Origin of the sequence: Halorubrum ruber, from assembly GCF_018228765.1 — an archaeon.
Taxonomy (GTDB): domain Archaea; phylum Halobacteriota; class Halobacteria; order Halobacteriales; family Haloferacaceae; genus Halorubrum; species Halorubrum ruber.
Genome location: NZ_CP073695.1, coordinates 39,149 through 50,114, shown reverse-complemented (window position 1 = coordinate 50,114; position 10,966 = coordinate 39,149). Strand labels below are relative to the sequence as shown.

Sequence of the window (10,966 nt, the reverse complement as noted above, 5' to 3'; positions counted from 1 at the left end):
TTTCGGGTGCGGCGAGCTATCCCGCCACGGAAAGGCATATATTGTGTGACGACTTACCACGGTCCATGTCTTCGGACCCACGTTCCGAACCCCAGGCGGCTCGTCCGGCCGATTCCGACGCGGTCGACGCCGAGGTGGAGGCGTACGAAGACGACGGGAACGTGGTACTCTTCGACGCCACGAACCCCCTCGCGTGGGTCGAAGCGAGCCGAACCGTGCGGCTCGCCGACGCGGTCTGAAGCGGCTCTCGGCCTCGGTCCTCCGTTCCGTCGTCCAGCGCTCGCCTCCCGTAGCCGCGGCGCCGCGTCCGGACGGAACCCCTTTGCCCCGGCGCGGCGTATGGTCGGGCGTGTTCAGCCTCGACGAGGACGACGAGGGCGAGATCTCCGTCGGCGAGAGCTCCGACGCCGAGCGGGAGATGACGCCCGACATCCCGAAGGCGCCCTCGGTGAAGTCGTTCGACGACGGGGGCGACTTCGAGGGCGCGAGCGACGTGGACCAGGGGACCCTCCGCGCGTTCGTCGTCGCCGTCATCTACGCCAACGCCGCCGTCCTCCTCGTCGCGCTCGGCCCGATGGTGTGGTTCTTCGAGGGCTGGTCGCGGGTCGGGCCGGCCCTGTTCGTCGGCGGCCTGTTCGCCGGCGTCCGGACCTACCAGACGTACCGGTCTTGGAAGCGGTCGCGGGACGAGCAGCGCGACCCGGACCCGGAAAGCGACGCGACTCCCGAGGACGACACGCCTCCGGAGCGCGACGCGGATCCGGACGCCGCCCCCGAGGCGGCGCCCCCGGAAAGGTAATGCCCGGCGAGCGCCCTCTTCCGACCATGCAGACGGTCCGCGACGGCGACGGCGAGACGTACCTCCTCGTGAAGCGCTCCGCCGAGTCCAGCCGCGTGCGGGACCCGGCCACCGGCGCGGAGCGGTACGTCGACAACGACCAGCTCTCGGTCGTCGACGGCGAGTCACCGCTCGCGACAGCGGCCTCCGGCGTGCCGGAGCCGGTCCGCCGGACGCTCGGCGCGGTCCGCGACGACCGGTCGCTCGGGCTGCTCGCTGTGGTCGTCGACGAGGGGCCGATCGCCGCGATCGACCTCCTCGACGCCGCCGACATGTGCGAGTCGGACCTCCACGGAACGATCACGGAGTTCCGCGCGGCCGGGCTGGTCGACGAGGCCGAGGTCGCCGGTCGACGCGGCTACGAGGCGACCCCGGTCGCGGTCGAGGCGCTGGAAGCGCTGCGCGGCGGGTCGGCGGACGAGGGCGACGGGGTTGACGAGGGCGACTAGGACCTCACTTATAACCGCGATCTGCGGTCGGCTGCGGCTGTTCGCTTATAAATAGTTGATTCTAGATCGACGGCGAACACCTCCAAAGCCCCAGCCGCGAGGCTGTCGCACGCTCGCTGCGCTCCTCGTCACTCACTTCGTTCGCTCCTGCGGTGCTTACGTCGCCTGCGACAGCCTCGCGGCTGCCCCTTTGAGCCCCACCCGACCGCGACCGCACGGCACCTCACGCCTCCCCAGCCTCGTCGCTGGCGGCTGGCGCCGCCAGCGACTCCCTCGCGCGTGCGACTCGCGCCCTTCGGGCGCTCGTCGGCACGCGCCGACGTGGAGGGGCGGTCTGACGTCGCCGTCCCTCTCAGCGGCGGCGTCGCCGCGGGCTTCTACCGTTCCTGCCGTCGTCTGATATTTATAAAGGGGCCCGGCGCAGCGGCAGTGACGCTCAGTCGTCCGCGAGCGACGCGAGGTCAAGCTCCGCCGCATCCTCCCGGCGGACGGTCGAGCGGTTCGAGCGCGGGTCCTTCTCGACGGTGACCAGCTCGTCGGCCGCGCCCACCAGCTCGTCGTCGTGGCTCACGATGACGATCTGGGCCACGCCGAACCCGCGCATTTCCTCGACCAGCCGGACGAGCCGCGAGACGTGGCCGGAGTCGAGGAAGACGGTCGGCTCGTCGAGGATGAGCGGCGGGGTCGGCGCCGCGCCCTCGATCCCCTCGGAGAGCAGCCGGTAGATCGCGCAGCGCAACGAGAGGTTGAACAGGGCGCGCTCCCCGCCGGAGAGCTGCTCGGGGTCGAGCGGCTCGCCGTCCTTCTGGTAGACGGTGAGGACGTACTCGCCGTCAAGCTCGATGTGGGAGTAGGCGTCGTTGCCGTAGACGAGCTCGAACGTCTCGTTGAGCGTGCGCTCCAGTTCGGCCACGTTGCGCTGGCGGAGCTCCGCGCGCAGGTCGCCGTACATCGACTCCAGCTCGCTCGTCTCCTCGTGGAGCGTTTCGAGCGCTTCGACGCGCTCGCCGAGCGCCTCGCGCTCCTCGCGGAGCGCCTCCAGCTCGCTGAGCTCGCCTTTCACCCCGCCGATCGCGTTCTGAATCTCCTCCCGCCGTTCGCCGAGACGGTCGAGCTCCTCGGCGACCTGTTCGAGGTACTGCTCGGCGTCGGCCTTCCGCTCCTTCGCGTTCTCGACCGCGGCCTCGTCGACGGCGTCCGCGAGCTCGTCGCGGCGATCGCGCTTGTCGGCGAGCCGGCCGCGCCGCTCGTCGTTCACCTCCTCGAGGTTCTCCCGCTTCTCGCGGCGTCGTTCGATCTCGTCTTCCGCCTCCGCGATCGCGGACAGGCGCTCTTCGATCGCCGTCACCGCCTCGCGGTCGTCGTCGATCTCCGACAGCGACGCCTCCAGCTCTTCGACGCGCTCTGCGGCTTCCTCTGCCTCGTCGCGCTTCTGCGCGGCGACCTCGCGGGTCTCTTCGGCCTCCTCCCTGAGGTCGGCCGCGCGCTCGCGCTTCTCCTCGGCCGACTCCCGCTTCCGTTCCGCCTCCTCGCGCTTCTCTTCGACCCGCGATTCGAGGGTCTCGACCCGCTCGTCGATCTCGTCGAGCCGGTCCGCGGCGCTCGCGAGCTCGTCCAGCTCCGCGATCCGCTCGTCGAGGTCGTCCTCGCGCTCGCGGGCGTCCTCCAGCTCCGCTTCGAGCTCCGCGACGCGCTCACGATCCTCCTCGATCCCGCTGGCGTGCGGCGAGTCCTCGACCGGCTGCCCGCACTCGGGACACTTCCCCGCCGCGAGCAGCTCCTCGGCCTCTTCGACCCGCTCGCGGGCGTTCTTCAGCTCCGCCGACAGCTCGGCGATCCGTTCGCGGACCTCGCCGCGCTCGTCGCGCAGCGCGTCCCGCTCCTCGCTGACCCCGTCGCGGTCGACGTCGGCGTCGGCGGCCGCGATCCGCTCGCGGAGTCCGTCGGCCTCTTCGCGCAGTTCCTCGATCGAGGCCTCGCGTTCGTCGGCCTCCTCGGCCGCCGCCTCCGCCTCGTCGGCGAGGTCGTCGGCCTCGGACTCGATCTCCGCGGCGCGCTCGGTGCGGTCGTCCGCCTTCCCGGCGAGGTTCGTCGCCTGGTTCCGGAACGCCTCGGCGCTCACCCGCTCGTCGTCGAGCTCCTCGCGGACCGCCTCTTCCCGGTCGCCGAGCTCCTCGCGGCGGTCGGCGATCGCTTCCTCGCTCGCCGCGTCGAGGCCGGCGTCGTCGAGCCGGTCGTCGATCTCGCTTTCGATCTCTCCGATCCGCTCGCGGGCCTCGCGGATCGCGTCGCGGTGGTTGTCGCGCTCGCGCTCGGCCTCGCGGATCGCGGCCTCGATCTCGTCGATCTCCCCTTCGACCGACTCCAACTCTTCCCGCTTCTCGGCGTGGGTCTCGAGCGTCTCCGCGGCCGCGTCGCGCGTCTCCTTCGCCTGTTCGCGCTGGCTCTCGTACCGATCGATATCCTCGTCGACCTCGCCGAGTTCGCTCTCTAACTCGTTGAGTCGTCCGTGGAGGTCCCGGTCCTCCTTCGCGGCGATCTGCTCGTCGAGCTGGTCGAGCCGCCCGCGACGGTTTTCGAGGACGTCTTCGACGCCGAGCCGAGCGTCGCCGGCGCGCTCGCGGTACTCCTCGAGCTTCCCCAGCTGGAGCAGGTCGTCGATCGTGTCCTGTCGCTCCCGCGGGGTGGCGTTGATGAGCTTGTTCACCTCGCCCTGCCGCACGTACGCGCAGTTGACGAACGCCTCGGCATCCATCCGCAGCAGCTCCGTGACGAACTCGCGGACCGCCCGCGCGCCGTCGCGGGTCACGTCGCTCCCGTCGATCGATTCGAGCGTACACTGGTGGTCGATCCGGCCGTCGTAGGACTTGAGCCGGCGCTCGACCCGATAAGAGACGCCGTCGTGGGTGAACCACAGCTCCACTTCCGTCTCCTCCTCGCCGTTCGTGATGACGTCCTCGAGGGTCCCGTCGAGCGCCTTCGACCCGTACAGCGCGAAGAAGCAGGCCTCCAGCAGCGACGATTTCCCGCTGCCGTTGAGCCCGTGGATCACCGTGACCCCCTCCGTCAGCCGCAGGTCTGCGTCCCCGTACGGCTTGAAGTTCGCGAGGCGGACGCGGTCGAACTTCACAGGTAGTCCTCCATGGAGACTTGGCCGTCGGTCGACGCCGGATCGGGGTCGGCCGCCTCCGCGGGATCGGACTCGGCGTCCGGCTCGTCGGTGGCCGATTCGTCTGGCTTCTGTTGGTCGGCGTCCGAGTCATCGGGCTTCGGTTCGCCGGTATCAGATTCGTCGCTCCCGTCATCGACGGTTTCGTCGGCCGGTTCATCACTACCACCGTCGACGGTCTCGCCCTCTGGTTCGTCGCTATCGTCGTCGCCGGCGTCGTCGTCGTCCGTCTCGATCGGCTCCGCGGCCGTTTCGACCGGTTCGAACGCGCCGAGATCCTCCCCCTCATCGAGCCGCTCCTCGACCCTGCGTTTCACCGTCTCGCGGACGTTGGCGTCGGGGACCGTGTCCTCGCGGACCGCGCTCTCGACGTCGCGCGCGGCGGTCGACAGCGCCATCTCGTCGAGGCGGTCGCGGACCGCGTCCTCGGGGTCGGCGAAGCTCACGTCCACCTCGCCGTCCGCGTCGACCTCTCGCTTGTCCGTGACGCGCGCGATGAGCGCGCCCTCGTCGTTGGCGAACTCCTCGACGGCCGCGGGCGTCACCGGGTCGCCCTCGCCGGTGATATCGACGTGGACGACCGCCTCCGCGAGGTCGTACTCGCGAACGCGCTCGCGGACCCGCGACTCGCCCTCGCCCTCGCGCAGTTCGACCGAGACGAAGACGAACGGTCGGGTGTCGAGCGCCCGACGCCGGATCTCCACGCGGTCGTCGCCGCCCGCCGCGTCCGCGTCGAAGACGACGAGGTTGTAGCCGCGGCCCTCGCGCTCGCTCGCGCTCGCGCGCTCGGTCGAGCCCGGATAGGTGACCCACGTGTCGGCGACCTCGGCGGTGTCGGGTTTGTGGTTGTCGCCGAGCAGCATCGCGTCGAAGTCGATGTCGCTCTCGGTCAGTACGGTCTCCGTGTCCCAGTCGGCGTAGCCGAACGGCTCGAAGAGCCCGTGCGCGACGAGCGCCGCGTACTCGGCGTCGTGGTCGGCGAACGCGTAGTCGAGGTCGTCGCGCCGCGAGACGGGGACGTGGTCGAGGCCGTAGAAGGCGGTGTCGCCCACGACGACCGGCTCGTCGCCGAGCCGGGTCGCGAGGCCGAGTCGTTCGAAGAGGTCGAGCCACTGCCCGCCTCGCGTCGACTCGTGGTTGCCGACGACCGCGAGGAAGGGGACCCCGGCGTCGTCGAGCCGGCGGAGGACGGAGATGGTCCCCATCAAGTCCCGCAGTTCGGGCCGGCGGTCGTGGAAGAGGTCGCCCGCGTGGACGACGGCGTCGACGCCGTCGTCGACCGCGTCGTCGACCACGGCCTCGAACGCGTCGAGGAAGTCCTGGCGTCGGACCGGCGAGTGGTACTGCGAGTACCCGATGTGGGTGTCGCCGGTGTGGATCACCCGTGTCATCTGGACGGGTCTTGGCCGGTGCCCGGCTTAGGGATTCCGGGGCCGGAGCGGAAGTGGTCGGGGCCGCGCTCCGCTTCGCGGTCGGTGTCGCGGCCCCACCGGGAGACACCGGCGCGCTCGTCGGCATCGCTCTCGTCGGCGTCGCCCGCCGCCGCGCGTCGAAACGCCCGATACTCGGCGAGCGCGTCGCGTCCCCGCTCGGCGGCGGCCTCGTCGCCCGCGCGCTCCGCGGCGTCGATCGCGTCCGCCAGCCGGTCCAGCCCGACGGCGTCGACGAACCCGGCCGCGCGCCGCAGGTCGGTTCGCGCGGCGTCCGCCTCGTCGATCACGGCGACGTACGGGCGTCTCGCGGTGTCGGTGCGCGTCGCGAGCGCGGCCAGGGCGCGCTTGACGGCGGTAGTCGAGACCACGGGCCAACTGGCGCGGTATCGGATATAAATCGTCGCGGCCGTCTCCCCTCGACGCGGCGGCTGTCGCTTACCCGTTCGCTCGTTCGCTCCCGATCAGATACCCAGCGAGTAGAGTCGCTTTCGCGCGTCCGTGAAGGAGAACCGCGAGTCGACGACGCCCTCCTCTTCGAGCCGCGACAGCGCGTAGCGGACGGTCCGGGGCGGGAGCAGCGTCTCCTCGGCTAATTCGCTCTGGGTCAGCGTGTCGTTGTAATCTAACACCTTCGCGACTAACTTCGCGCTCGGCGGGAGGTCGCGAACGGCCGCCCAGCGGTCCGCGGTCCCGTCGTCGGCGGTAACGGCGTCGGTCGTGCTCATGCGTGGTCTGATCGTCGTCATGCTATTTGATAATATTTACTATCCATTTTAATTACTTTCAATCATAAACCGGCGGCCAACGGTACCGATAGTCGCGGACGCAGACCGCCGCTGTTCGGCGTCTTGTTGGCGGTACGCCCCTGTCGTGCCCCCACCCGAAGCCTCTTATCCGCGAGACGCTTTAATAAACACAATGAGCGACACGGTCGACGACGTCGATATGCCCTACGACGAGGGAGCGGCGTCGAAACAGGAGAAGATCGACTCCTTACAGGAGCGGCTCGACGTGCTCGAGTCCCAGAACGAGGAGATGCGCGACAAGCTCCTCGACGCCAACGCGGAGAACAACAAGTACCAGCAGAAGCTCGAACGGCTCACCCACGAGAACAAGAAGCTGAAGCAGTCCCCGCTGTTCGTGGCGACGGTCCAAGAGATCACTCCCGACGGCGCCGTCATCAAACAGCACGGGAACAACCAGGAGGCGCTCACCGAGATTACCGACGAGATGCGCGAGAAGCTCGACCCCGATGACCGCGTCGCGGTCAACAACTCGCTGTCGGTGGTCAAGAAGTTAGAGAAGGAGACCGATGTCCGCGCCCGCGTCATGCAGGTCGAGCACTCCCCGGACGTCACCTACGCCGACATCGGCGGGCTCGAAGACCAGATGCAGGAGGTCCGCGAGACCGTCGAGATGCCGCTGGAACACCCCGACATGTTCGAGGACGTGGGTATCACGCCCCCGAGCGGCGTGCTCCTGTACGGCCCGCCGGGGACGGGCAAGACGATGCTCGCGAAGGCCGTCGCCAACGAGACGGACGCGACGTTCATCAAGATGGCCGGCTCCGAACTGGTGCACAAGTTCATCGGCGAGGGCGCGAAGCTGGTCCGGGACCTCTTCGAGGTCGCCCGCGAGAACCAGCCCGCCGTCCTCTTCATCGACGAGATCGACGCGATCGCCTCGAAGCGGACGGACTCGAAGACCTCGGGCGACGCCGAGGTCCAGCGGACGATGATGCAGCTGCTCTCCGAGATGGACGGGTTCGACGAGCGCGGCGAGGTCCGCATCATCGCCGCGACCAACCGCTTCGACATGCTCGACCCCGCCATCCTCCGCCCCGGCCGCTTCGACCGTCTCATCGAGGTGCCCAAGCCGGAGACCGAGGGCCGCGAGATCATCTTCCAGATCCACACCCGCAACATGAACCTCGCCGACGGCGTCGACTTCGCCGAGCTGGCCGAGCTGACCCCCGACGCCTCCGGCGCCGACATCAAGGCGATGTGTACCGAGGCAGGGATGTTCGCCATCCGCGACGACCGCACGGAGGTCACCCTCGACGACTTCCTCGAGGCCCACGAGAAGCTCAGCAAGGACGAGGAGACGAGCGCCGACGACTCGCTGGCGTTCGCCTGATCCGGTCGTCTTCGCTCCGATCCGGAAGCCGCCGTCGACTCGATTTCTCTCTCGACCGTCCTCACAGCCCCGCGACCGCGAGGGACGGGACCGCGAAAACCAGCAGGAACACCAGTCCGGCCGCGAGCGCGTAGCCCGCGCCGACGCCGGCGAGCGCGAGCCATCCGTCGTCGAGCGCGTCAGCGACGTTCATACCGGAGGTACCGCGGCCCGGAAGTTAAATCCGGGCGCTCGCGTCCGCCGCGGACGTCTGTGGCGCGCGGCCGCCCGGGTCGGTCACCGATCACACGTCGCCCGCCATCGCCCGGAACAGCCCGTCGGCGAGGGCGTCGCGGTCGACGGTCTCCGGCTCTCCCTCCCCGGTGGGGTCGACGTTCGGTTGGATCGTCCCGCCGCCCATCCGGGAGTGGCCCCCGCCGTTCCCGTTGTCGACGTCGTCTAACACCGCCGCGATCGCGTTGCCCATGTGGACCCGGTCGTCGCGCGACCGCCCCGAGAGGTGGACGGTGCCGTCCCGCTCGCCGATCACCACGACGGCGCTGACTCCCTCGAGCTGGATCAGCTCGTCCGCCGCCTGCGGGATCGCGTCGACGTTGTTCACGCCGCCGACGTCGGCGACCCCAAACGACCCCTCGATGCGGCGTCCCGCGATCGCCCGGGCCTTCACCTCCAGCACCTCCGCGTCGACCGCGGGGTTCGCGATGCGGTCGAGCCGGTCCTGGTCGACGCCGGGGTAGAGGTAGGCGGCCGCCGCGAAGTCGGGCTCGCTGGCGCCGACAGTGAGGTGTTTCGTGTCGGCCAAGATCCCGTACAGCAGCCCGGTTGCCGTGTCAGTCGACAGCGTCAGGGCGCTCGCCGTCTCGCTCGCGTGCTTGTCGGGGGGCACGGGGACGGCGTCGTTGTCCTGGAAGTACTCGGCGACGACCGACGCGGTCGCGCCGTAGTCCGTCCGCACGTCGGTGAACGACTCGCCGGCGCCGTCCCCGGGGTGGTGGTCGACGACCGCCGTCGGCAACACGCCGTCGGCGCCGGCGAACCCTCGCGGCTCGTTGTGGTCGACTAAGACGACCGACTCCGCCGCGAGGTCGCTCACGTGTTCGATCGGCTCCAAGTCGAGGTCGAGGACGGTCCGGAACGCCCGGTTCTCCTGGTGACGGATCTGGCCGGGGTACTGGACGGTCGCGTCGACGTCCACCTGGTCGGCGAGCGAGGCGACCCCGACTGCGGCCGACATCGCGTCGGGGTCCGGGTTCGGGTGCATCAACACCGTTATCTCGTCTTCGTCGGCCAGCAGTCGGCGGAACCGCACCCCCGGCGTGCGCCGGGACCGCAGCACCACCACCACGGCCGCGACGGCGATCAGGACGACGAGCGCCGCGGCGACGGCGAGTTCGGGATTCTCTCGGGCCATGGCCTCCGCCTGCGAGAACCGGTCGCCGACCGCGCTCATCGCTCGCATGGGTAGTGGCGAATCGCTCCCGACACATGAAGGTTCGTTACCGTTCCGACGGAGCTGAACCGACGGAAATCGGCCGTTTTCGGGCGTTTACACGCCGAAACGGTCACCATCCGGCCGGGGCGCGCTACTCGGTCCGCGCCCGGTACGCGCGCACGGCGTCGCGGTACCCCGACCGGAACGTCGGGTGGACGAACTCGTAGCCGAGCTCGCGGAGCAGCGCGTTCGAACACCGCTTGCTCGTTCGGATCCGGCGCTCGGCGGCCGCGGAGAGGTCGCCGGCCGTGATCCGCTCGTCCTTCGACAGCTTCTCCGGGCGCGGGACGCCGCAGGCGTCCGCGAGCCAGTCGGCGAACGCGTGCTTGTCGACCGGCTCGTCGTCGACGACGAGGACGACGCGGTCGCGCGCGCGGTCCGTCTCCAGCAGGTGTCGGATCGACCCCGCGGCGTCCGCGCGGTGGACCATGTTCAAGTACCCGGCTGTCACCGGCCCCTCCACGTACCGCTCCAGCCGGTATCGATCCGGGCCGTACAGCCCCGCGAACCTGACGACGGTCCCGTCTATCCCGGTGTCGGCCGCGCGCTCGGTCGCGATCCGCTCGGCCTCGGCGAGGACCCGGGTCTTCTCAGTGGTCGGCTCGACCGGCGTCTCCTCGTCGACCCAGCCGCCGTCGTGGTCGCCGTACACGCCCGTCGAGGAGGTGTACACTAATCGGTCCGGCGGAGTGGACCGCGAGCCGTACTCGTCGACGACGTTCGCCAGTCCGTCGACGTACACCTCCCGCGCCGCGTCGGCGCCGCGGCTGCCGGAACTGGCCGCGAAGACGACCGCGTCCGCGTCCGGCAGCGCCGATAGCGACGACGGGTCGGTCGCGTCCGCGCGGACGGCCTCGACGTCGGGGGCGACGGCGTCGACCGCGTCCAGCCCGGCCTTGGACCGCCGAACGCCCGTCACTGCGTGCCCCCGGGAGTCGAGCTGGGCCGCGAGCGCCAGCCCGACGTAGCCGCAGCCGACGACGACGACCCTCATGGCTTCCGGCGCTCGATGACCGCGAGGATCTCAGCGAGCTGTCCGAGGGTCATCGTCGTCCGCCCCTCCAGCGCCTGCTGGACCTCTTGACCGGTGAGGTCGGCGTCGATCTTCGCGGCGATCGCGTCGACGTCGAGGACGGCGGTCGCCATCCCCATCAGCAGGTGATCACGGACCTCCGCCACCATCGCGTCGGCGTCGCGGTCCGGGTTCGCCGCCGCGAGGACGGCCGTCGCGTCCGCGAGCGAGAGCGCCGCGACGTCCCCGTCGCGGACGGCGTTCGCGTCCGTCTTGGACAGTCCGACCTCGTCGACGAGCCGGTCGCCATCGACGCTCGCCGCCGCCGCCTCCGATACCATCGTTTCGAAGGCGGCGAGCAGATCCGCCGCCGCCGGTTCGTCGGCGTCGACGTCGGGTCCGGCTCCGCGGCCGTCGACGACCTCGTGGAACATACC

At 70.1% G+C, this 10,966-nt stretch carries 12 protein-coding genes; 4 read left to right on the top strand and 8 right to left on the bottom strand.

Annotated features, from left to right (window positions below; translation table 11 throughout):
• Positions 1-65: 65 nt before the first annotated feature.
• From J7656_RS00250 to J7656_RS00240, 3 genes are all read left to right on the top strand, one after another.
• Positions 66-239, top strand: coding sequence for a DUF7331 family protein (locus J7656_RS00250; protein WP_004599863.1), 174 nt, complete (start codon positions 66-68; stop codon positions 237-239).
• 110 nt (positions 240-349) lie between these two features.
• Positions 350-799 carry a DUF7322 domain-containing protein gene (locus J7656_RS00245; protein WP_017341952.1) on the top strand — a complete coding sequence of 150 codons (450 nt, stop codon included), beginning with the start codon at positions 350-352 and terminating at the stop codon, positions 797-799.
• Between the two features lie 26 nt (positions 800-825).
• Positions 826-1,287, top strand: coding sequence for a DUF7346 family protein (locus J7656_RS00240; RefSeq protein WP_017341953.1), 462 nt, complete (start codon positions 826-828; stop codon positions 1,285-1,287).
• 436 nt (positions 1,288-1,723) lie between these two features.
• Here the strand turns inward: J7656_RS00240 and rad50 are convergent, their stop codons facing one another.
• From rad50 to J7656_RS00220, 4 genes are all read right to left on the bottom strand, one after another.
• Positions 1,724-4,417: a DNA double-strand break repair ATPase Rad50 gene (gene rad50, locus J7656_RS00235; RefSeq protein ID WP_211553736.1), complete on the bottom strand. Its 2,694-nt coding sequence runs from the start codon at positions 4,415-4,417 to the stop codon at positions 1,724-1,726.
• The gene (gene mre11, locus J7656_RS00230; protein ID WP_211553735.1) at positions 4,414-5,847 is read right to left on the bottom strand and encodes a DNA double-strand break repair protein Mre11; all 1,434 of its coding nucleotides are present in this window, start codon (positions 5,845-5,847) and stop codon (positions 4,414-4,416) included. Before mre11 ends, rad50 begins: the two co-directional genes overlap by 4 nt.
• Positions 5,844-6,257, bottom strand: coding sequence for a DUF7966 family protein (locus J7656_RS00225; protein WP_017341956.1), 414 nt, complete (start codon positions 6,255-6,257; stop codon positions 5,844-5,846). The genes mre11 and J7656_RS00225 overlap by 4 nt, the downstream gene beginning before the upstream one ends.
• Before the next feature lie 93 nt (positions 6,258-6,350).
• Positions 6,351-6,614: a helix-turn-helix domain-containing protein gene (locus J7656_RS00220; RefSeq protein WP_004598708.1), complete on the bottom strand. Its 264-nt coding sequence runs from the start codon at positions 6,612-6,614 to the stop codon at positions 6,351-6,353.
• A gap of 193 nt (positions 6,615-6,807) precedes the next feature.
• On the opposite strand from J7656_RS00220, the gene pan1 reads away from it, so the two are divergent.
• Complete coding sequence (gene pan1 / locus J7656_RS00215) at positions 6,808-8,025, top strand: proteasome-activating nucleotidase Pan1 (protein WP_007995214.1); 1,218 nt, start codon at positions 6,808-6,810, stop codon at positions 8,023-8,025.
• A 61-nt stretch (positions 8,026-8,086) separates the two neighbouring features.
• Here the strand turns inward: pan1 and J7656_RS15050 are convergent, their stop codons facing one another.
• The 4 genes from J7656_RS15050 to J7656_RS00200 form a co-directional block, all read right to left on the bottom strand.
• Positions 8,087-8,218 (bottom strand): hypothetical protein, encoded by a 132-nt coding sequence (locus J7656_RS15050; protein WP_283091177.1) that lies wholly within the window; start codon positions 8,216-8,218, stop codon positions 8,087-8,089.
• Positions 8,219-8,308: 90 nt separating this feature from the next.
• Positions 8,309-9,484: a DHH family phosphoesterase gene (locus J7656_RS00210; RefSeq protein WP_017341957.1), complete on the bottom strand. Its 1,176-nt coding sequence runs from the start codon at positions 9,482-9,484 to the stop codon at positions 8,309-8,311.
• A 124-nt stretch (positions 9,485-9,608) separates the two neighbouring features.
• Positions 9,609-10,511: an NAD-dependent epimerase/dehydratase family protein gene (locus J7656_RS00205; protein ID WP_017341958.1), complete on the bottom strand. Its 903-nt coding sequence runs from the start codon at positions 10,509-10,511 to the stop codon at positions 9,609-9,611.
• Positions 10,508-10,963, bottom strand: coding sequence for a DUF5791 family protein (locus J7656_RS00200; RefSeq protein ID WP_017341959.1), 456 nt, complete (start codon positions 10,961-10,963; stop codon positions 10,508-10,510). The genes J7656_RS00205 and J7656_RS00200 overlap by 4 nt, the downstream gene beginning before the upstream one ends.
• Between the last annotated feature and the right edge of the window lie 3 nt (positions 10,964-10,966).